Below are 21,857 nucleotides of genomic sequence, written 5' to 3'. Positions count from 1 at the left end.
GAGAACTCTTCGGCTTGCTTGTCGCCAACGTCGGCGAGGTCGACGAGATCAAGTAGTTCGTCGATACGGTCACCACGTGCCGACCGCGGGACGCCATAGGCTTCGCAGGCGAATCGAATATTCTCTCGGGCAGTAAGTTCGGAGTCAACGCTCGTCTCCTGAGCCATGTAACCGACTGACTCGCGAACGGCTCGCGGGTCCGTCCGCACATCGAACTCGTTGACGGTGATTTTCCCATCAGTAGGCGACAGGAGTGTAACCAACGTTTTGATCGTGGTCGTCTTTCCGGCCCCGTTTGGGCCGAGAAAGCCGAAGAATTCTCCCTTGGGAATCTGGATGTCGACACCGTTTACGGCTCGAGTTCCATCACTGTAGGTCAACTGGACGTTCTGTGCGTCAATCGCGTAACGAGGCGTCTCAGTACCATCGCCACCTGGATTCGTGTTGGCGTGTGTATTCATCGTGGACTCAGTTGCTGCTTCGATTGAACCGCTAGTTCCGCTGCTGGCAGAGATCTGTGTCGCTGCTGCAATTGGATTGCACTATGAATTTCGTAGTCAAATACTTGCGAGTCCGAAGTTGCTAATTCACTTCAGAAGTTGAAGTCATGTCTGAGTCGGCCGATTCAAGTGCAAAATCGGCAGCCCATCGATGGAAGTGTCCGAACGCGGGAAACAGTGCTTCAGCCTTCTCCGTCGGCTCATACTCCACGCGAGGTGGGATTTCGTCGTAGGATTCTCGGACGAGCAATCCTGTTGCGACGAGTTCCTTCAGTCGTTCCGAGAGGGTGTTCGGTGAGATACCCAGCTCGGTTTCGAGGTCGGAGAATCTGAGTGGTCCCTCAGAAAACGCGAATTCACGGAGGATCGCCATCGTGTGCGCTTTTCCTAAGAGGTCAAGCAACTCCGAGACGGTCTGCTCGACCCGTCCACGCTCGGCGGAAGACATCGATTTCCGCCTGTCACGAGCAGCCTCACGTCCGTGGGGTACATCGTCCATACGATCTCGTATGGACCCCAGCGCCAAGAACATTCGAGTATGAATTCGGCAACACAGGGATGTGTGGCGGCCATTACTACGAAACTCCGAAGTCACAAGTATATGACTTCTCCTGTCGTAGTAGCGGGTATGAAAATCGCGGTGTTCGGGGCTACCGGACGAACCGGAGTTCCCCTCGTCGAACAGGCACTCGAACGCGGCCACGACGTCGTCGCGTTCGCCCGCAACGCGAATGATATCCCCGCCTCGCTTCGCAGCCACGACACACTCGTTGTCGTACAGGGCGATGCCTACGCCGGTGCTGGCGTCGCTGATGCCGTCGCGGGCGGAGACGGCGGTGACGAAGCCAGCGCGGTCGATGCCGTCGTCTGCGTCCTTGGCCAGACTTCGTCTGGCCCCGACGATCTCCTAACCGAAGCTGGACGGCACATCCTCGATGCGATGGACGAATCCGGTGTCGAACGTATCGTGACACTGGTTGGGGCTGGCGTTCGGGAAGACGGCGAGTCGGTGAGTCTCAGCGGGAAAGTGATGGGCTCACTACTGAAAGTGATGGCTGGCGGCGTCCTCGAAGACGCGAAAGCCCACGCAGAGATGCTCCGGGCGAGCAACACCCAGTGGACGATCGTCCGTGGCCCACGACTCACAGAGGGCAAACGCACAGGGCAGTTCCAGCACGGAACGGAACTCCAGCTAGGGCTACGCGATAGTGCCGCCCGGGCCAACGTCGCCCAGTTCATCCTCGAGTGCCTAGAAGACGACCTGTACGTCGAACAACTACCGAAAATCACCGACCAATGAAACGCATCCTCGTTACCGGAGCCACAGGCACCGTTGGAAGCCACGTCGTTAGCCAACTCACCCAGAAAGACGTCACCGTCCGAGCGGGGGTCCGTGATCCCGAACGGGCCCGCGGGCAGTTCGTGAGTGACGTCGAGTGCGTCGCATTCGATTTCCACAAACCAGAGACGTGGGGTGCGGCGTTCGCGGATGTCGACGCGATGTTTCTCATCCGACCGCCATCAGTGAGTCGCGTGAAGCGCCATCTCACGCCGGCCGTCGACGCTGCGGCTCGGGTCGGTGTCGACCATGTCGTCTACCTCTCGGTACTCGGGGCCGAAAAGAATCCGATCTTACCCCATCACCGCATCGAGGATGCGCTTCGTGAAACCGACGTGACCTACACGTTCCTACGAGCGTCGTTTTTCATGCAGAATCTGTCCGAGGTCCATCGGGAAGACATCGTTGACCATGATGAGATATTCGTTCCCGCGGGTGACGGTACCACGAGTTTCGTCGATGCTCGGGATATCGCCGCTGTCGCAGTGGCTGCTCTCACCGAACCCGGCCACGAGAATCGCGCATACGACGTGACTGGGCCGGAGGCACTGACGTACGATGACGTGGCCGCAATCTTCTCCGAGGTCTTGGATCGGGAAATCGACTACACCCGACCCGGCCCAATCGAGTTCGCCACGACGATGTATCGTCGCGACTCACCGCTTCCGTTCGTCATCGTGATGCTAGGCATCTATACGACGGCTCGACTTGGGCTGGCAGGCCGAGTGACTGACGACGTTGCAGACGTGCTTGGACGCCCGCCTCGGACGATGCGAGCGTTCGTCGAAGATCACACAGACGTGTTCCAGCAGGAAGCCAGCCACGCAGACGAATCACAGAAAGCCGATCACTAACCATCGATAGATCAGAGACCGAATACTCCAATACGACACGAAATTATGCAGACGACAACCCAGCACTCACCGATTGATCACCGAACGCTTGCAACCCGTGGCGGAATCGCGCTCGCGCTCTCGCTCGTCGTGAACGGGCTCATCGTCGGGATCGTCACAGCCACAGATGCAGTCCAGTCGTTCCAACCGCTCGCATTCCCGCCCGTCCTGTTTCTCTCTGCGGTCGGGGCAGTCGGCGCTACCATCGTATACGGTCTCCTCCAGTGGCGGACAACGCGCCCGAATCGCCTCTTCGCGGTGATTACTGGGGCTGTGTTGCTCTTATCGTTCGTTCCGGACGTGACATTTCTCCCTGGGCGTCCGGGAGCCACAACCGCAGGAATTCTCGTGCTGATGGTGATGCACGTGACTGTTGCGGGAATTTGTTACGCGATACTCACCCGGTAGATGGATGAGTGCGAGCAATTCATGGTAGGGGTCGGTCAACAAATCGAACATGGTTCGTCCTTCCGAACGAGCGTCCCACTGAGCTAAGAGTGGATGACGGCCGCGTTCGTAGCGGAGAAACCTTTCAGTGGCTTCACCCCGTACGCCCCCTATGGGACGCGATTTAGACGACGTGGACCGTAGTATTCTGTACTTGCTCCAGCGGAACGCCCGTGGGACAACCGCAGAAGAGATGGCTGACAAGGTTGGCGTGTCCGCCAGTACGATTCGCAATCGAATCGGTCGACTCGAAGACGACGGCATCATCAAAGGCTATCACCCCGAGATCGATTACGAAGCAGCGAATCTGCCATTACAAGTGACGTTTGTCATCTCTGCGAAACCCACCAGACTCCCCGAGTTCTCCGAGCAAATCCGGGGGATTCAGGGTGTGATCGACGTTCGCGAGATGCTCACAGGCCGACGTAATATCCACGTTGACGTCGTGGGGACCAACACCAGCGATATCACTAGGATCACCGACGCAATCCATGAGCTTGGCGTCGAGATTGAGTCCTCAGAGATGATGCGTCGCCGCCACGTCCAGCCATTCAACCACTTCTTCCTGCAAGGCACAGAAGAAATGGATGCACGCGCAGTCGACTCGAACGACGGAGCGACATCAAACGAGTAAGTACACTCAACTTCGAGATTTCATAGATACGGGTCGTTTATTCTCGGGATACCACATCTAGTGTTCTGGGAACCGCACATTCTACCGCTATATTTTGTGGAATCCACATTCCCCCGGATATTCTACACAACAGCGTTATCCGTATTGCAGGTCGACCAGTACAAGAGGAAATAACCGTCGAAGGAAGCAGCGGTCCTTATCGGGGCAATCCTTCAGAGAGATCATGAACGACGCCATGTTTAATGCGCTCGGAGACGAACACCGCCGGGAACTGTTACTCGACCTTCTTGAAACCAACCCACAGACCGTCGCAACGCAGATACCAGCAGAGGGAGAAACAGCACAAGCGGACACTGACCGGAAAACGCGAATCGCGATGTACCATACTCATCTCCCTAAACTCGAATGTCAGGGATTTATTCGGTGGAATAAAGAAACGGACGAAGTTATCAAAGGGCCGCAATTCGAAGAGATTCGACCACTACTGGAGTGTCTGAGCGACCTCACCAAACAGTAAGCACGAATGGGTGAACTCCCCCGCCCTACTCAGCAACGCTTCGCGTTGCTTCCTTGAGGGCGGGGCTTCCTGCTTCTGTGACGCGACTTGCATCCACGACGGTGGACGAATTCTCGCCACCATCGGCGGACACAGCGGTCGCAGTCTCCACAGGCGTTGACGAGAGCAACGCTCTCGTTCGCACATCAGAAACGCACCGCGTTTCTGAGGACGTGTCTTCGGAGTGAACCACTCCTAGTTTGTCGAGTCCTCGTGAGAGGACGTTCAACGACGCGTTCCAATCCCTATCGAGTTCGAACCCACAACTCGGACAGGAATGCTTGCGTACCCACAGCGGCTTGCGCGTCTCCACGCCACAGCCTGCACACTCTGTGGTCGTCCCGCGCGGGTCAACCTGCACGACGTGACAGCCGTTCTTCTCACCGTGGTGTTCGAGAGTCGTGATGAAGTCACGCCACCCCACCTCGGCCTTGTTACGAGCGTTCCCCCGAGATTCAAGCATCCCCTTGGCGTTGAGGTCCTCGACGAATACCGCGTCGTACTCCGTGGTGTAGAAGTGCGCGAGCTTGTGCTTGTAATCGTGTTTCCTGTTCGACATCCGCGCGTGAACTCTGGCGACTCGCCGCCGCTGTTTCTCCCAGTTGTTGGATTCGTACTCTTTCCGCGAGAGCGACCGTTGCTCTCGTTCGAGGAGCTCCCAGTCGTCGGATAAATCAAGTCTCCCAACCGAACGCCCGTCCGAATCGTGGACGAAGTTCAACACGCCGAGGTCAAGACCCACCGCATCGTCAGACCCGATGGCTTCGACGGCGGGTTTCTCCGGTGTCTCGGTTTCGATACAGAAACTGGCGTACCACGCTCCCGTGGGTTCTTTCTTGAGCGTGACTTCTTTGATTTGCTCGTGGTCTGGAAGGTCACGATGGATTCGAATTGGAATCTCACGGGTTTCGCCTTTGAGTTTCTTGAGGATGAGGAGTCCGCGACCATTCGGGCCACTCTTCTTGTCGAGTTCGAAGCCCGATTGTCGGTACGTGAAACTCCGGTACTCACGCGGTTTCTTCCAATTCAACGACCCCACGTCGTAGCCCTTGGCTTTGAGTTTCCCGAGGTTCTGGATGTTGTCTCGGATGCGCTCGACGGCTTTCTGCAAGACCGTTGAATAGACCAGTTTGAGGTCGGGCCACCAGTCTTTGAGCGCGGGGAGTCGGTCTCGCACGCTCCAGACGCGCTGGCGGAGCGTGCCCGCGTCTTCGGGAATTTGCTCGAATTCGTTGAGAGCGTGGTTGTACAGTTGTCGCACGGTGTTTCGTTGCCAGTCCATCGCCCCGCGTTGCTCCGTGCTGGGGAGTAAGCGGAAGCGTGGGCTGTAATTCATGCGACGTATCAATCCGTACGAAGTGCGGTGGTTTAATCGCACGGATTAGCGTGTCTGTGACTCGTGCGGGCGCTGTATCCCCTCCCTACTCGCATCTTCGATGCTCCTTGAGGAAGGGGGCTTAGCGCCCTCTCTTTGAGCTAATCCTCCGTGCGAACGGCAGTGGTATGGAGGTGTACGCCAAACCCCACCCATGAGTTCGGTGCCTTCCAACTCGGGGGATAAATCGCTCAGCATAGCAGTTATCGAGGCTGTCGCCACGGAGATGGAAATCCATCCTACAGAACTTTCTGAACTGTTGCATGATGTCCTTGACGCTGACGCGCTTGATGCGCTGTTCGGAGACAGGGATAGCTCCAGCGGAAAGGTTATATTCAGCTACTGTGGTTACTCGATAACCGCGGCTGCAACGGGCCACGTTTCTGTCGAAGCAGAGGAGGTCTCTCAGGGATAGCCTAGCAGTGGCTGGCCTGTTCGTTGTAAACGATGCACTCGACTTCGTGCATCGTGCCGTCGACGCGCGTGACCTCGAGATGCACGCGCCGATGCAACTTCCGATAGAACTTGATTCGGAAACCACTGTTTAGCGCGGAGAGGATGTCAATACTGTCGAGAAGGTTTATTATCTGCCCCGGTTTGAGTGAGTATGCCCACAGTCGATATAGTGGGTAATTGGCCCATCTTGGGAGTTGGGCTTGCGTTCGGTCCTCCATCGGGCCGTTGTGAACTACCCCACCCTACCGCTCGCCTGACGGCTCGCGCTTGAGGGTGTCGTCAGAACTCTTTGAGTTCTGACTGCTAACCAGAAGTCTGTGACTTCTGGTGATGGGGCTTCCTGCTTCCACGACGCGCTTTGCAGATACAGGTGTATCCACAGGGAGCACAGTCTCCACAGGCGTTGATTCGGAGTGCCACTCCTACGTCTTCGAGACCGCGGGAAAGGATGTTCCACGCCGCGTTCGCGTCCCTATCTGCCTCAAACCCGCAGGCAGGACAGGAATGTTCACGAACCCAGAGCGGCTTCTCCGTCGAGACACCGCAGGACGCACACTCTTTCGTCGTTCCGCGTGGATTCACCGCGACGAAGTGCGTGCCTTCGCGCTCGCATTTGTATTTGAGCAACGAGAGGAACGTCCGCCGCGCCGACGACGCTGTGTTGCGGCTGTTCGACGCCGAAGGTAACGAACCACTCGCCCGTCGGTTCCTTCTTGACCGTGACCTGCTTGAGCGTGGCGTCGTCGGGAATGGTGCGGTGAAGTCGAATCGGTATGTCCGCGAGTTTTGAGAGTGACAAGACAGTCTGACCGCCCTTCTTGTCGAGCTTGAAGCCAGACTGACTGTACGTGAAACTGCGAAACTCTCGTGGCGGCTTCCACTTGAGTTGACCGACGCCGTAGCCGTTTCTTGAGTCCTCCGAGTGATTTGACGTTCTGTTCGATTCGCATGACCGCTGTTTGCAGAACTGTCGAGTACACGTCCGAGAGGTTATCCCACCACTCTTTCAGGGACGGAATTTCGTCTCGGATGGACCGAACACGCTGATTGAGTGTGCCTGCATCTTCGGGGATTTGGTCGAATCGGTAGAGCGCGTGATTGTATAGTTGCCTACAAATGTCTCGGTGGCGATCCAAATCCTCGCGGTGGGCGTCAGACGGCTTGAGAATGTACTTGTAGGCGTAGTACATGGCGCTACTCGCGCTCCTCGATAAGTTCGTCCTTGAGGCGGCTTCAAGACAGTTCAATCATTAATTTCGACGTTTGAGAATTCGAATCTGGCACCACCATCGCTGCTTTCAGCAATGGCAATACTCCACCCGTGTGCCTCAGCGATGCGCTTGACGATGGAAAGTCCAAACCCCGTACCGCCGGACGCCGATGAATGACCAGGTTCAAACACAGCGTCGCGCTTAGCGGGTGGAATCCCTATACCATCGTCTTCAAAGTAAATTTGTTTTTCACCCGCCCGTCCGATTCGGACTGAAACATTTTTTCCACCGTGTTCGACAGCGTTTCGAAACAGATTTTCACAGATATGCTGCAAACGGTCAGGGTCACCCTGAATTGTAATATCATCGAAGACCTCAAGTGTAGCATCAGTCGTCTCGATTAGTCCCCAGCATTGCTCGGCCATATCGGCAATCTTGATCGGTTGCATCTCGGCGACAGAATTCCCTTGTCTCGCGAGTGTTAATGTATCTTCAATGATTGTCTCCATTCGATCAAGTGCTTTAGAAAGCGGATCGAGGTGCTCACTCGCCGACTCGTCTTTGAGTAGTTCTGCACGTCCCTGTGCCACATTCAGCGGGCTCCGGAGATCGTGAGAGACGACGCTCGCGAACTCGTCAAGTCGTTCTTTCTGTCGATGGAGCTTCTGTTCACGTTCGACTCGGTCAGTTACATCTCGGGCGACACCAACGATCCGAGTCACTTCACCATTGATAACGACAGGAGCGAGCTTGGTCTGCCAAATGATATCTCCCTCAGGCGTTGGGAGAGATTCTTCGTAGGTAATCGGTTCACCAGCTTCGACACAGCGTCGATAGTTTTCTGCAATCTCTGCACCTGTCACGTCACCGAACACTTCTTGAGGTGATTTACCTTGGATAGTTCCGGTCGTGAGGCCGCTTGTGGCCTCGTGTGATGGACTGAGCCGATCAAACTGGAATTCAATTTCGTCCTCAACGTGTTCGACGTTGACGAAGAAAAATGCGTCTTCTGCATTGTTTATCAGGGCTTCGTACTCTTCGCCCAGTTCTCGGAGTGCTTGCTCACGACGTTGGCGCTCTGTGACATCTTGGAACACGCCCTGAACTAATTGTTTGTCGCTGTGCTCTTCCAGTCCCGCCTCCCCATAGGCACGAATATGCCTCGTTTCGCCGTCAGTGCGAACTATCCGAAGAAAAAGGTCGTACCGCTCACCGTTTTCAATGGCGTTCTCAACGGCTGCTTCAACCTTGTCGCGGTCTTCTGGATGATAGAACTCGAGTGCGTCTTCAAGTGTTGGCTCGTAAGAATTTTCGACCCCATGAATGCGCTTGATTCCATCAGACCATGTTAGGTCGTCTGTTCGTGGGTTATATTCCCAGACGCCGATATCGGCGATCTCTTGGACACGTCCGAATAAGTACTCTTGGCGTTCGAGTTCTTGTTCGCGAGTATTCCGGTCGGTGATATCTCGGCTGATCCCCATGATTCCGACGATGTCGTCTTTTTCATTTCGGTAGGGAAACTTGTTGTCAAGGAACACGTGTCGCTCGCCGTTGACATGGCGAACAGCTTCTCGGGTTTCTGCTTCACCAAACTCAGCGATCCGCTCGTCAACTTCTTGTACAGCAGATGCATCGGCTGAGTCGAACAATTCTTTGTCCGTTTTACCGACTACCTCGTCTGGGTTAGTGTCGAATACGGCGGCGGCAGCCTCGTTCACAAAGTTGTATGAACCGTTCTTATTTTTGATATAGACGCATTCTGATGTATTCTCCAGAAGTGTCGAGAAACAACGATTTTTTCGTTCGAGTTCTAACTCGTACTGTTTCCGGTCTGTGATGTCGATGAAGTGCATTAAAAGACCGTCGTCGTTCGGACAAACGCGGATGTCGAACCATCGATCTAGGTCTTGTTCATGATAGTCGAACGAATACTTTATTTGTTTGTTCATGGCCTCCCTAAGCTTCTCCTCAACAGCTGTCTCGGTGAGATCAGGAAAGGTCTCCCAAAGCCGTTTGTTCAGAACGTCATCTGTGTCCGTTCCGAGGATTTGTTCTGCCTGCTGACTGATAGACGCATATCTGAACTCAGAATCTACGATAATAGTTCCGTCAATAACGCGGTTAAGTGCCTCATGCTGAACCACGTTTTGTCCCCCACAAGTAAGTCGTTGTAATCATACATTTCAATTGGCCCAACAAAACAAATTATTTCCGGTCAACTGCCTCGGGGTCAAGTGGTTCGAGACGCGAAACGTCTCGTCATCACAGAAATCGTTGATTTCCGGTAAACGACCACGGGTCGGGTGACCCGTGGCTTTTCTTGTTCCCTCAGCCTACGTTGTAAGCACTCCACGCGAAGCGATTTCGCGGGATGAGGATGGGCGGTTTACAGAGCGCCCCGACCCAGACAGGCTCACCTTCCGAACAAATGGTTGGGTTTTGCGAGTCCGGTAATTAACCGAGTCAACATCAACGCCAGCGTGTTTCGCCCACGCTCGCCACGCCACATTCACACTTGCGTTCCGGTCAGCATGGTCTTGCTGAACCGCACACGAATCATTCGCACACCGGAACCGTCGTCCCTGACGGTAGCCACGGTGTCCACAGCACGAACACGTCTTCGAGTTGTACGGCGACTCAACCGTCTCACACGGAATCCGGTTCCACGTCGCTTTGTAACGAACTGGTTGCTCGAACTTGTGGAACGGCAGTTTGTGCAGACGCCGATTCATGTACGTTCCGTACTTGATGGCGTCTCAAATCCCGCTCAAGTCCTCGAACACGATAACCGGATTCGGGAACTGTTGGGCGAACTCCACCACGACTCGGGACATTCGGTGAAGAATCCACTCAGTGTAGCGTCCTTCTTTCTCCCCGAGTTGGTGGTGGATGGAGTGTTGGCCGTGTTCTTGACAGCGTTTCGTGATGGTGTGGTAGCGTTGACGTTCGACTTTCACCGAGCCGTAGTCAAGCACGAGTGTTCCGAGCGTGTCCATCGTCTCACGATTAAGAGTAGTGAGAGCGATGTTGCGCTCGTTAATATCGACGCCAACGAGCGTGTCAGCGTCTTCAGGTTCAGGCACTTCGAGTTCTGTTTTGACCGTGACGTGTAGGTAGTACACGCCATCTCGGTACAGAAGTTCGGCCTGCCCCAACGACCACTCATCTTCAGTCAAGGCGTCCTCAATCAACGCGAGGTCTTCCGGTCGCCCTCGAAGGTGTCCTTTCACCTTCTTGTACGGCTTCGGACTCACACGGAACGCTACGCGGTCAGCCTCGTCGTTGTAGGTGAGTCGATACCCTTCGCTGAAAGGAGGCGCTAAGCCCCCTTCCTCAACGAGCATCGAAGATGCGAGTAGGGAGGGGATACAGCGTTCACGAGAGCAAAGCTCTCGTGCGCGAACGAGACGCGAGGCGTCTCGTCAACGCCGCACGAGTAGCAAACACGCTCGACGCTCTGCCCACAGGCCAACGTTTCACCGTAACTATTATGCGTGTATCGTGCATACCGTGCATTACGATGAAACGGAAGACAATCACCATTCGAGAGGACCAAGACGAGTGGATTGAGGACCAACACCTCAACCTCTCGTCGTTCGTCCGCGAGCAGTTGGACGAGTTAATCGAGGAACGCGAGTAGCGCCATGTACTACGCCTACAAGTACCGTCTCAAGCCGTCCGACGCCCACCGCAAGGAGTTGGACCGTCACCGAGACATTTGTAGGCAACTGTACAATCACGCGCTCTACCGCTTCGACCAAATCCCCGAAGATGCAGGCACACTCAATCAGCGTGTTCGGTCCATTCGAGACAAAATCCCATCCCTGAAAGACTGGTGGGATGGCCTCTCAGACGTGTACTCGACAGTTCTGCAAACAGCAGTCATGCGAATCGAGCAGAACGTTAAATCACTCGGAGGACTCAAGGAGAACGGCTACGGCGTCGGTCAACTCACGTGGAAGCCCCCACGGGAGTTCCGCAGTTTCACGTACAGTCAATCTGGCTTCAAGCTCGACAAGAAGGGCGGTCAGACTATTCTGTCACTCTCGAAAATAGCGGATATACCAATACGGCTCCACCGACCTATCCCTGACGACGCCACACTCAAGCAGGTCACGCTCAAGAAGGAACCGACGGGCGAGTGGTTCGTTACCTTCGGCGTCGAACTGGACCGTGAACCGCCCGAACCGTCAGCGACTCCCGAGAAGTGCGTCGGTATCGACGTGGGGATTCTCAAGTACGCCCACGACACCGACGGCACGGCAGTCGGGCCGCTCGACCTCTCGGACGAACGCGACCGCTTGGAGCGCGAGCAACGGAAACTCTCGCGGAAGCAACACGGGTCGAACAACTACAAGAAGCAACGGCGGCGCGTCGCGGAGTGTCACGCTGACCTCCGACGGAAGCGCCGCGACTTCCTACACAAACTCTCGAACTACTATGCCCGGGAGTACGACCTCGTAGCGGTCGAAGACCTGAACGTGAAGGGGATGATGGAATCGCCGTCGAACAGCCGTAACACAGCGTCGTCGGCGTGGCGGACGTTCCTCTCGTTACTTGAATACAAGTGCGAACGCGAAGGAACGCACTTCGTGGGGGTCAACCCGAGAGGGACGACCACGGAGTGTGCGGCGTGCGGTGTCTCGACGGAGAAGCCGTTGTGGGTCCGTGAACACTCCTGTCCGTCTTGCGGGTTTGAGGCGGACAGGGACGCGAACGCGGCGTGGAACATCCTTTCTCGCGGCCTCGAAAATATAGGAGTGGGATACTCCGAATCAACGCCTGTGGAGACCGCGCTCCCTGTGGATACACCCGTATCTGCAAAGCGCGTCGTTGAAACAGGAAGCCCTACCCTCAAGGAGCGAGCGGCATCAGCCGTGAGCGACTAGGGTAGGGTAGTTCACAACGATAGCACTGCTGGCCCTCGCTCTGCAGTCTCAACATCGGTTCCATCGGCAAGAGCTGGAAGCTTGAGTGTCGCAGTCGTCCCCGTTTGTTCGTCTGTCTTGACTGCTTTAATTTGGAACGACCCTCCATATCGCGTCACGATCCAGTTGACGAGCCACAACCCAAGCCCAGAGCCGTGTTCGACTGCGGTCTCTTGGCCTGTCGAGATAACCTCGGCTTCCATCGCCTCGATTCCGGGGCCGTTGTCACGAACGACAATCGTGACATATGCACCGTCGTCAGTCGCCGACACAGAAACGTGCGGATCTGCGTTGGAGCTGTGCTTGAGTCCATTCTCGACGAGTTCTGCAATCGCTTGTTTCACTTCGGTTCCAGCACAGACATCTCGAGTCGTCTCCACCGAAACATCGACTGTTTCCACGTCGAACTCCGAGCGAGTGTCAGCGACTGCATCCTCTACGAGGCACTTCGTGTCGAGTCGCTGTGGCTCTCTGGGACGACGCGCCTGCTGACGCAACGTCTTTGCGTGCTCGCTCACCCGAACGAGATCTTCAGAGATTCGTTCGATTCGCGCCCCAACATCCGCTGGCGATTCAGAACTGTCTGCCTGCAAGAGTCGACCCCAGCCACGGATCGCTGTCACATCGTTCCGGAGGTTATGTCGTAACACACGATTGAGAAGGCGAACCAGCTTAGTGGTCCGCACCTGTTCTGTGACGTCTTGGTGAAAGCCGAGGTAGTGGGTCAGTTCACTCTCATCATTGAACACTGGATTAAGTTGGACGCGATTCCAAAATGGCGTGCTATCCCGATGGTGGTTGATGAGTTCGACAACAGTCGATTCACCCTGTTCGATTGCTGTTTGGAACGCGTTGGCTGACGTAGAGTCAGTTTGGTCACCCCGGAGAAATTGGAAATTTTCTCCCACGGCATCCGCTGCGTCGTACCCAGTGATGCGTTCGAATCCGTCGTTGACATACACGAGCGGGTTGTCAGGCTGTCTCAGATCAGCGATCGAAATACCGAGTGTCGCTTTGTCTATCGCCCGTGTCTTCATGCGGAGTTCTTGCCGTCGTTTCCTTCGTGCAGTGACGTCTCGGCCGACACCTTGAACGCCAGCCACTTCTCCATTAGTCGTGACGGGCGTTGCGTTCACCTCCAAGACGACGACTGCATCAGATTCGTCAAGAAACTCGAGTATCAGACCCTCGACATCGCTGCCATTGTACGCGGCTGCGACTGCAGCAGCCGCATCAGTAGCTGCCGATGGTGTCAGATACTCGTCTATTCGGTCACCGATAACAGATTGTGGTTGGTATCCTAACACGCGTTCGACCGCCGACGAAACGTATGTGATTTTTGTGTCAGTATCGAGCCGAAACAGGATATCGAAGCTATTCTCTGCTATTGCTTCGAATCGTTGTTTCTCTCGCTTGAGGTCCGACCGTTGTTCTTCGAGGTCCTGTTCGTATTCGGTTCGTTCGAGCTCGCCTCCGATGAGACGCGCGAGGAGCTCTAAAAACAGCTCTTCAGATTCTGAAAATGGCTCGCCTCGCTGTTCGTCGTCCGCAAAGCAGACCGTCCCGTACACCTCACTGTGTACCGTCACTGTCGTTCCGAGATAGGCTTCGAGGCCAAATGTCCGGACAGCACGGTCTGTGATTGGAGAAGTGTCGACATCTTGGATTGCCAAGGGAGATTCACGTTCGACTGTCTGTCGACAGTAAGCGTCTTCAAGTGGACACGTTTCGTCCTGTCGGATTCGGTCGTGGTTCCCTGTGGCGCAGACGATTCGTTGTGTCTGTCCATCAATATGTGTAAAAAAGCCGATTGGAAGGTCAAGATATGACGTTCCGACATCAAGGGCGCGAGTGACCTTATCTTGTATCTGTCCGCTAGGGCCGACAAACGCCTCGTAAAGGCGCTCACGTGGGGTTCTCGCGCTCATATCATCGGTAGAGATTCGGTAGCCATTAACCTTAGGGAGTGGTGAGGATGTCGCCGCGAAGAACACAGGCAAGCCAGAAATGGTCTCCACTACCTTGAGACAGTGAGCACGTGAGCAAGTACTATGCCTATTGTAGGAAAATGAAAGGGGACATAAAATGGACTCCCACCAGCATAGTTGATACACTCGTGGCTATCGCTGTTCTGCTGGTCTTGAGAGCCATTGACTTCATTGTCCAGCTATCGTTTGGCTATTCTTCGGCACTGAACAGTGTAAGCCTCTTTGGCCTCACACTCGCCGTTATCGACGTCCTCTCCGCAATCACCGGAGGTCACATCGGAAAGAGTAACCGTTCCTATTTTCGGCAGTAAACAGCAGTCATTTTAACGAATTGAGAGGTGCTGTGTGTCGCTGGGCTTGACACTGAATTGGTGTTACTGCTATTGTTTTTCGTCTCTGTCGGGGTGACAGCGGGCGCTATGAAGCACGACCCGCCACCAGCAGTCACCACTTCCGACTGTTCAGTAAACGCGAGTGGCGCAGTACCGAACGCGAGACGCGGGCCAGCGGAACGGCCTGCTGGCACGATTTCAGAATCCCCGATATACGAGGACGTGAAATCGTGGGTCAGTGTTGCCGTCTCGCTGAAGAATACGCGAGCGACGTTGACCGCACCAACGTAGTCTCGGTCGGCTTGAAAGCCACACCGGGCGTTGTCACAGCGGAAGTGCCCACCGTGCCATACCTCAAACGAGTGGTCGGGTGACTTCGTGGTGTGCCCGGTGGAACCGCATCGAGGACACGACCGGGACGTGTTACCCGGACGCACTTTGCGAACGTGCACTCCGGCGATGTCAGCGCGATACTCGATTTTCGAGATAATTTCTCGTCGCGCCCACGACGAGAGTTCCCACGAGAGTTGCCCTTCACCACGAGGTGGTGAGAGACTCCGCAGGTCTTCGTGGACGATGGCGTCCACATCATACACGAGGGCAAGCGCAAGAAGTTGATTGGCTACGTCGTGGACGAGTTGTTCTCGCTTGTGCCGAATCTTGTTGTTCGCTCGCTCGTATTCTGCGTGGACGTGTGTGAACGAGTCTGTGTGGTCGCGCCCCTCTCGACGCAGATACGCGAGTTTGGAATTGAGTTGGTTGCGTTCCCGAGCGAGATTTCGCATCCGCTCTCGCTCCGTATTCTGGATAAAATACGGAACTGAGAGTTGTTCACCGTCTTCGTCCACAACGACGGCAGTTGCGTCTTTTCGGAGGCCACCATCAATCGCCAAGACGCTTTCAACGTCGTCTGGTTTCTCTTGGTGTTCAACCTCAACAGGGAACGAGAGTTCATAGTATTCGTCCCCGGTTTTGTTCTGTGCAGGGTGGAACGATGGAGCAGAGAGACTTCCGTGGTCGAGGAGTTCATGGAACGCTTCATAGCCTTCCAGCGTGTGTTCCGTCCACGTCCAATCACCACGAGTCTCTGGTTCAAGCGTATCCGGGGCTTTGAGTTTGACCGTGAGAGACTGTGCGTCTTCGTCGTACTCGTATTTCACAGCCTGCCCTCTCGTCGGGCCATCGTCTGCGGAGTACGGGAGAACACCTTTCGAGTACGATGGGCACTCTTGCATCTTGAAATACGACTCGGGGAAGCGACCGTGTTTGTCGTAGTAGGAGTTGAGTTGCCCAATGAGCAAGTCAACGTATCCAGATTTGATGTAGTTCTCAGAACCCCAGAGTCGTTCTTTGATTCGTCGGGTGTTGATGCGGCGGATCTTGTGGTCGGGGAGAACGGACTGGATGGATTGGAAGGCTTCACGCTTGTCAGCGTGGCTCCGTAGCGTTTCACCAACTTTCTGCATTACACACCGCTTGTACCGACTCGGGAGGTACAGGTCAACCTCAGCGAACGCTTCGTCCTCGTCGAAGTATTTCCACGCTTGATAAGAGTATTCGTGAATCCCGACGAGGTGTTCTGGCGTCCAGTATCGCTCGATGAGCGTGTTCGCTACGCGAGTCGTGAGCGCGTCCAATCGATCGTGGCGCTCTCGCTCTTCGAAGGGGAGGTGGAGTGGGAGTGAGAGGTGTGTGGACGCCATTGTGAGTTACTCGTCGTCTTCGGTTTCTTGTTGTTCGAGGCGGATGACTGCGACTTTCTCACCAATCCAATCTTTTGGGACGTGGACGTGTGCGCCGCCGCCAACGGGTTTTGCTTCTTTCTCAAGGGCTTCCCGTCCCTCGAACGTGAACTCAGCCATATCTACAGTATATACTCCGTATCTATTAGACGTTTGGATTCGATTGGTGTGGGAAGACTGCTGTTCACTGCTGATTTTTGTAGCAGTTACGTTACCCCGGAACAAAGCGCAATGAAACTGGTCGTCCAATGGCTTGACTGTGTGCTGAATACCCGGCGCAAGTCTTGGGGCTGAGCCAATTCACTCCACGCAGCCGGAATCCCCCTCGAACTCGATCTCATATTATTGACCCAGACCGTTTTGGCACGCCTTTGAGGTAAACCCGTAGATGGTGTGGCGATACGAGAGTGTAACCGGCGAAATCGCCATTCTCTTCGAGGGTGACTTGGACTCGGCCACCAAAATTATTAATTAACGTGGCCGTGCTCTTCATGAAGCGGGAGGTCTTCGACATAGAGCATTAGCAGTCTCCCGCTTCAACCCGAATCTGCCGCAGGTTCGCTCTCCGGAAGACAACAGCTAACTCGGAGCTCTTTCACTCTGTCGCAGTATAGCCAGTCGCGGTTTCGGATGTCTTCGTTTCCAGCGCCTTGTTCAGCGCTGAGGAGAATCGATTCGGTAACTACTGTTCACCGAGAAGTCTGAGCTCGTGACTTCAAAGACTGTTGGTCGGAAAACGATGGTAGTATTGACTTTGGTAAGATGGCCTGAATGTAATATACAATAGCCAAAAGGACTATTGCTGTGGCAAAAGAGGGTTGCTATGCCGAGTGCCTCTGACATTGAACACCGGCAACTTACTCAACCGAGATGCCAGCTCGGTATAGTAAGGTAGGTGGTGGGGTGATTCCCCATACTTTCACACAGGTCTATTCAGAAATGGCGGATCAGTCGCGAATGAGAGTCAAGAACTCTGCGGGCTCTACGATTTTGATACCACGGAACGGATGCTCGTCGAGGAGATTAGGCACGTCGTCGAGAACCCAGCGGACGACATTCACAGCGAAGAGAAGTATCTCTTCATCGTTGAACTCCCAGCGCAGGCTCCGTTCGAGTCGCCGCCCGAATGGACGGTCAAAGTGAGCAGCCATACCGTACTCCCCGCTGGGACGCCCCCGACCGACGAGGCCTTCGAGAGGCGGACAACGAGCAGCAGCGTCATAATCACGTTGCCGCAGGCTAATAGTTTGTTCTCCATTGCCTTCTCGTTAAGCAGCATTTCGGATACTCCTCACAGAATGCTTCGATATTGTCCTCGTCGTTGGAGTACCTCTTCTTGAGGAAGAACCGTTCGGTGACCGCACAGGTCAGGTTTCCTATCAGTCGGTCCGTTTTGGTGTGGCTGTTACAGGCGATTGCCCCGCAGTTCGGACAGTTGGTGCACGTCTCGTTGACGCCGTTGTTTCGCAGTGGCCGCAGCGGTGGATGCCATCTTCTGCAGTCACTCGGGACAATCCTGCCGTTAAGAAAGCGACCCCCGAGAATTTCGCATGCATTCCTAGTGGGACACCAATATTGTCAGCGGTTGACTTCTTTAGCTCGGCCGAAGTTCGTATTTTTCTTCTCGACGACGGAATGCCTCATCTCCACCTTCAAGAATGTCCTTGGCCTCTGAGCGGATGTCGGTGTCTTCGAGTGGCCCAGCTACGTATTCTATTGTACCCTGGTCGAACGACGATATAATGACCTGCTCAGAGTCTGTATTGACAACCAGATTCGCGTCGTGAGTGGCAATGAATATCTGCCGATTCAATTTCGCTTTCCGAATCGCGTCAATGAGCTCTTGGTAGACGAACCGATTATCAAGATTGTCCTCAGGTGTATCGATAATGAGCGGGTTCTCACCCTCGGCCAAGTATATCTTGAGCAACACTGTTCCTTTCTGACCTCTGGAGAGCTGGTTCATGGGCGTTCCCTGGTAGAAGATATCCTCTGAGAGAGACAAATAAGTGTCATAGAGTGTTCCATCGAATTTGATAGGCTCAACATCAGAAAGGGTGTGCTGACGGAACTCCTCCATTGCTTCGAGATATTCGCTGACTGCGGATTGGAGATTGTCTGGTTGCTCACCCCGGATGATAGCACGTAATTTCTGGACCTCAGATTTAATATCCTCGCTGTTATTCGAGCGCATATCTATGAGATCAGAGAAATCATCGACTAGATCATCGGCAATGTCAATCTTCGGCTCAAATTCTACATCTCCGAGGATTCCGTTGTCATCACCTGTGAACTGACCTATGATATCCCTGTACAACATGCGCCTACGGAGGTATGCAGAAACATACTCAGCGAACACATCTGTACGTTTACTGTGTGCTTCCGTGACTCGCTCGATCTCCGATTTCAAATCCTCGATGGCAGCCTCAAGGACCTCAATCGTATCTTGAATCTGTCGCCGTTCCTCTCGAAGGTCCGCAAGTTGTTCCTCGGCGTCCGTCGAGTCACCCAGTTTGTCTTGGATTTCATCCCGAGAGTTCGATATTTCGTCACGAAGATTAGTGATATCGTCGGTTAACGACTCGATTGCACCACGGTGTCCGTCGAGTTCAATCTCCGGGATATCTGAGTCGATATCTAAGTCACCAAATTGGTCGTCTATCTTTCTGACCTGATTGTTGAACGAGTCCGCAGAAGAGAGGTTCTCCCTTGCAGAATTGACTACAATCTCCAATTTATCTAATCTGTCAGATTTTTCACGGAGAGAGTCTAGGTCGTCTTGTAGGCTCTCAGCCTCTGTTTCCTCCAACTCGGCCTCGTGATTCTGTTTGAAATCCTGTATTTCTGATTCCTTATTATTGAGTTCTGTTTGGGCTTCTTCCAGCTGTTCCTGTTCCTCTTGGAGTTCTTCGCGTACACTCGGGGGATTAATATCATGAAGCTCTGCATTCAACCGGCGGAGTTTGTCGCCGAGGTTCTTGATCCGGTTCCCCTCGGATTTGAACTCATCTACCGTGTCTGACGACTCTCTGGTGGCAGAACCGGTCACTAAATCATTAATCTGATCGTGGAGCCGATTCCCCTGCTCACAGTATTCAACTATTTTTCCTTGAGGGATGTACGATATATTCGCCCCACCTACGAACTCAGCTGGCTCCCCTAACGCGGACTTCCTAAATGAGTCCAAGTCTTCGAAGGTAATCTCAGTCTGAAGTCGAGAGTTCGAACTTTCGATCCTAGTAATGAATGAATTTCCATCATCGGTAGCAGTGTTACGTCGGTCTTGGAAGCAATTCGCAATGAGGTCCAAGAGCGCGGTCTTGCCAGTTCCCTGACTTCCGATTAGTGTGATTAGATTTGAGTTGAGCGGAATTTCCGTATCGTCGAATGTCAAATTTTGATTAACATACCCGTTTTCTATAGAAAGTGAGCGAATCGTCTGGATTTGTGTGAATGATTTCGGTGATGAATCACTGATATCCAGACGGTCCAGGGGCTCGTAGACGACCTGTTTCAGTCCGTCAAAGGTATGGTCGGCCTTGATCCAACAATAGCGGTTCTTGTTAGGCTCGCAGAGTGAGTCGAAATCATGGCTGTCAGATGATGAAAAAACTGGTTTCAGCGATCCAAATTCATCAATAAAATCATCAGGCGACAAATGGCCTCTGCCAGTTGCCCATCGGAGGTCGCCCGGACTGTTGGAGAACAGTGCATGGCTTTTGGCGAGTAGGTGGCGTCTCTTCTCGGCGTCTTGTCCTTCCCAATCGATGTCGCTCCACTCCGCGCCAGACAAAATAATAAGATAGTTGCCCGAGAACAGGTTCGTGGATTCCAGTTCGCCGATAATCTCATCGAATTTGACACGCGCGTATTTGCACCCCGCAACGTAATCAGAGCAATCGTCACCATGGAAACTTTTGGCTTGTCTCCCGAGTTCTCGCAGCGACTCTGGGCGGAGAGTTCGTTCATCACCATGATCGATAGTAATCTTTAGATTACGCAAGAACTCGTTCCGGATGTCGCTTACCGAGAGTTCATCTGAGAAAATAACATGGAGGTTGATACGCTTACCATCGCCAGTAATAGTGTCAAGTCGAAATTCGATATTTGGAAGAACGACATCAATGTTATCGAGCCGACCAGCACTTCGAAGTTTATCAACGAGTTCGTAGCCCTCAAGCGAGAAATAATCGGTAATACCCAGGCAATTGATGTGATTAATGGATTCAAGTTGGTCGACATATTTTGTCCATATCTCTTCGTCATGTCGCTGCGGCTTGCTGACTCCGTCCAGCTCATCTAGCGCATCATATCGGTCACGCTCTTCCGAACTGATACTAAAGTTGGATTCAAACGAAAGCGGTGTATGAACATGCAGATCCCACCGACTCCACTCAGACCCTCGATTGAGACTCATGAAGTTCCTGAATAGTCTTAGGTAAATAGTATTTTTCAATAGACAATAGCAGAATAGCTTTACTGTGAGAAAATTCATAAAATAGGCCGGATGATCTGTTGATATTGAGCTGCTGGGGAACACCCGCTTGTTCAGCGAGGATTTTTCAAACACCAGTTTAGTCATTCGATTGGCGTCACAATCCGGCTGGGAAGTCTCAATAGTGTGTTGCTGCCCACATTCACCCTACCAGAGAACCGTGACTTTGGGAGGGCCTGCATCCGGTTATACCACCATTCGAACCTGTGCCTCTTTGAGAATTTCATCAGAGTATGCCAGGTGTATCGAATCGGTGCTCCAATTTGCGCCTGTCCTTACCATTCCCGGGGTGCTGGTAGTGATGAGACTTCTGCAGCACGTAATTTACGTCGCGTACATCTCTTTTGGTGAGTTTCGATATATGTTCAGGCACTCACTACGAACACAATATCGTGGCTATTGACGCCGTATATACCCTTGTGGTCTGGGTAATGCTGGTTTGGATCCCATTCGGTTAATTGGAATTACTCTCTGTTCGAAGTTAGACGCTGGCAAAGTGGGTATCTGAATGGTTCAATGCCAGTTTTCAAGCTTGAATCGGGGCCGATTACATACTTTATCGATTGGTCTGGGTCTGGTTGGTGGGATGTTCATTCAAGAATTAAACGCCGCTTGCAACTTCTCATACATCCTTCTTCGCCGAGCCTTCCGTTCTTGCTCTCTCGACAAGTAGTTTCGAAGCACGACCTCCGTCGACGAACTTCCTTGGTCTTCAGCGACTCCCTCAAGTCCTTCCAGAACCTCACCAACAGCTTCCTGATACGCCGAGTACCAGAACCGACGTCCCATCTTCGGCGTGGGCGTATCCCCATCGACAACCACGCCAGCAGTGTCAGCAAGCTGGTTGAACCTACGACGTATCGTACTGACTGACACATGGCCCGTCGACGACGAACGAGACGGGAACAGATACCCGTTCCAGTTCTCACGGTCAGAGAGCGAATCGATACGATCAGCG

General features: G+C 53.7%; 16 protein-coding genes and 4 pseudogenes. 7 read left to right on the top strand and 13 right to left on the bottom strand.

Annotated features, from left to right (window positions below; genetic code table 11):
* Together C5C07_RS19635 and C5C07_RS19630 are read right to left on the bottom strand one after the other, a co-directional pair.
* A partial coding sequence (locus C5C07_RS19635) for an ABC transporter ATP-binding protein (RefSeq protein WP_147302055.1) occupies positions 1 to 461 on the bottom strand: 461 nt, incomplete at its 3' end.
* Positions 462 to 582: 121 nt separating this feature from the next.
* Positions 583 to 999 (bottom strand): helix-turn-helix domain-containing protein, encoded by a 417-nt coding sequence (locus C5C07_RS19630; protein WP_233510474.1) that lies wholly within the window; start codon positions 997 to 999, stop codon positions 583 to 585.
* 129 nt (positions 1,000 to 1,128) lie between these two features.
* Here C5C07_RS19630 and C5C07_RS19625 point away from each other — a divergent pair, with 129 nt between their 5' ends.
* The 5 genes from C5C07_RS19625 (at position 1,129) to C5C07_RS19605 (ending at position 4,330) form a co-directional block, all read left to right on the top strand.
* Entirely contained in the window at positions 1,129 to 1,800 is a 672-nt protein-coding gene (locus C5C07_RS19625; protein ID WP_115805931.1) for an NAD(P)-dependent oxidoreductase, read from the top strand.
* Positions 1,797 to 2,693 (top strand): SDR family oxidoreductase, encoded by an 897-nt coding sequence (locus C5C07_RS19620; protein WP_115805930.1) that lies wholly within the window; start codon positions 1,797 to 1,799, stop codon positions 2,691 to 2,693. Before C5C07_RS19625 ends, C5C07_RS19620 begins: the two co-directional genes overlap by 4 nt.
* A gap of 45 nt (positions 2,694 to 2,738) precedes the next feature.
* The gene (locus C5C07_RS19615) at positions 2,739 to 3,140 is read left to right on the top strand and encodes a DUF6069 family protein (RefSeq protein WP_115805929.1); all 402 of its coding nucleotides are present in this window, start codon (positions 2,739 to 2,741) and stop codon (positions 3,138 to 3,140) included.
* 151 nt (positions 3,141 to 3,291) lie between these two features.
* The gene (locus C5C07_RS19610) at positions 3,292 to 3,813 is read left to right on the top strand and encodes an Lrp/AsnC family transcriptional regulator (protein ID WP_115805928.1); all 522 of its coding nucleotides are present in this window, start codon (positions 3,292 to 3,294) and stop codon (positions 3,811 to 3,813) included.
* Positions 3,814 to 4,036: 223 nt separating this feature from the next.
* Complete coding sequence (locus C5C07_RS19605; RefSeq protein WP_115805927.1) at positions 4,037 to 4,330, top strand: transcriptional regulator; 294 nt, start codon at positions 4,037 to 4,039, stop codon at positions 4,328 to 4,330.
* 25 nt (positions 4,331 to 4,355) lie between these two features.
* Here C5C07_RS19605 and C5C07_RS19600 read toward each other — a convergent pair whose 3' ends face one another.
* Positions 4,356 to 5,705, bottom strand: a complete 1,350-nt coding sequence (locus tag C5C07_RS19600) for an RNA-guided endonuclease TnpB family protein (RefSeq protein ID WP_115805926.1) — start codon at positions 5,703 to 5,705, stop codon at positions 4,356 to 4,358.
* 193 nt (positions 5,706 to 5,898) lie between these two features.
* Here C5C07_RS19600 and C5C07_RS19595 point away from each other — a divergent pair, with 193 nt between their 5' ends.
* Complete coding sequence (locus C5C07_RS19595; protein WP_115805925.1) at positions 5,899 to 6,159, top strand: HalOD1 output domain-containing protein; 261 nt, start codon at positions 5,899 to 5,901, stop codon at positions 6,157 to 6,159.
* Positions 6,160 to 6,442: 283 nt separating this feature from the next.
* Here C5C07_RS19595 and C5C07_RS19590 read toward each other — a convergent pair.
* The 3 genes and pseudogenes from C5C07_RS19590 to C5C07_RS22240 all read right to left on the bottom strand — a co-directional run.
* Positions 6,443 to 7,390 (bottom strand): annotated as a pseudogene (locus tag C5C07_RS19590) (RNA-guided endonuclease InsQ/TnpB family protein).
* Positions 7,391 to 7,443: 53 nt separating this feature from the next.
* Positions 7,444 to 9,558, bottom strand: a complete 2,115-nt coding sequence (locus tag C5C07_RS19585; protein ID WP_115805924.1) for a PAS domain-containing sensor histidine kinase — start codon at positions 9,556 to 9,558, stop codon at positions 7,444 to 7,446.
* A gap of 189 nt (positions 9,559 to 9,747) precedes the next feature.
* Positions 9,748 to 10,722 (bottom strand): annotated as a pseudogene (locus C5C07_RS22240) (RNA-guided endonuclease TnpB family protein); the annotation flags it as partial.
* 336 nt (positions 10,723 to 11,058) lie between these two features.
* On the opposite strand from C5C07_RS22240, the gene C5C07_RS19575 reads away from it, so the two are divergent.
* Entirely contained in the window at positions 11,059 to 12,303 is a 1,245-nt protein-coding gene (locus C5C07_RS19575) for an RNA-guided endonuclease TnpB family protein (RefSeq protein WP_115805923.1), read from the top strand.
* An 11-nt stretch (positions 12,304 to 12,314) separates the two neighbouring features.
* On the opposite strand, the gene C5C07_RS19570 is transcribed toward C5C07_RS19575, so the two are convergent.
* The 7 genes and pseudogenes from C5C07_RS19570 to C5C07_RS21990 form a co-directional block, all read right to left on the bottom strand.
* On the bottom strand, positions 12,315 to 14,270 hold the full coding sequence (locus C5C07_RS19570) for a PAS domain S-box protein (RefSeq protein ID WP_115805922.1): 1,956 nt from the start codon (positions 14,268 to 14,270) through the stop codon (positions 12,315 to 12,317).
* Between the two features lie 355 nt (positions 14,271 to 14,625).
* A complete protein-coding gene (locus tag C5C07_RS19560) occupies positions 14,626 to 16,365 on the bottom strand; it encodes a zinc ribbon domain-containing protein (RefSeq protein WP_199514471.1) in 1,740 nt (579 codons plus the stop codon).
* Between the two features lie 6 nt (positions 16,366 to 16,371).
* Entirely contained in the window at positions 16,372 to 16,524 is a 153-nt protein-coding gene (locus C5C07_RS19555; protein WP_115805920.1) for a DUF2080 family transposase-associated protein, read from the bottom strand.
* Positions 16,525 to 17,351: 827 nt separating this feature from the next.
* Positions 17,352 to 17,555 carry a hypothetical protein gene (locus C5C07_RS21190; RefSeq protein WP_147302054.1) on the bottom strand — a complete coding sequence of 68 codons (204 nt, stop codon included), beginning with the start codon at positions 17,553 to 17,555 and terminating at the stop codon, positions 17,352 to 17,354.
* A 44-nt stretch (positions 17,556 to 17,599) separates the two neighbouring features.
* Positions 17,600 to 17,933: pseudogene (locus C5C07_RS22195) on the bottom strand (restriction endonuclease); the annotation flags it as partial.
* A 65-nt stretch (positions 17,934 to 17,998) separates the two neighbouring features.
* Positions 17,999 to 20,986: a TrlF family AAA-like ATPase gene (locus C5C07_RS19545; protein WP_115805919.1), complete on the bottom strand. Its 2,988-nt coding sequence runs from the start codon at positions 20,984 to 20,986 to the stop codon at positions 17,999 to 18,001.
* A 507-nt stretch (positions 20,987 to 21,493) separates the two neighbouring features.
* Positions 21,494 to 21,857 (bottom strand): annotated as a pseudogene (locus tag C5C07_RS21990) (site-specific integrase); the annotation flags it as partial.

Origin of the sequence: Haloferax sp. Atlit-4N (assembly GCF_003383025.1) — an archaeon.
In the GTDB taxonomy this organism is placed as follows: Archaea; Halobacteriota; Halobacteria; order Halobacteriales; family Haloferacaceae; genus Haloferax; species Haloferax gibbonsii.
The sequence above is the reverse complement of the archived record's forward strand: the minus strand, read 5'-3'. Positions and strand labels throughout refer to the sequence as shown.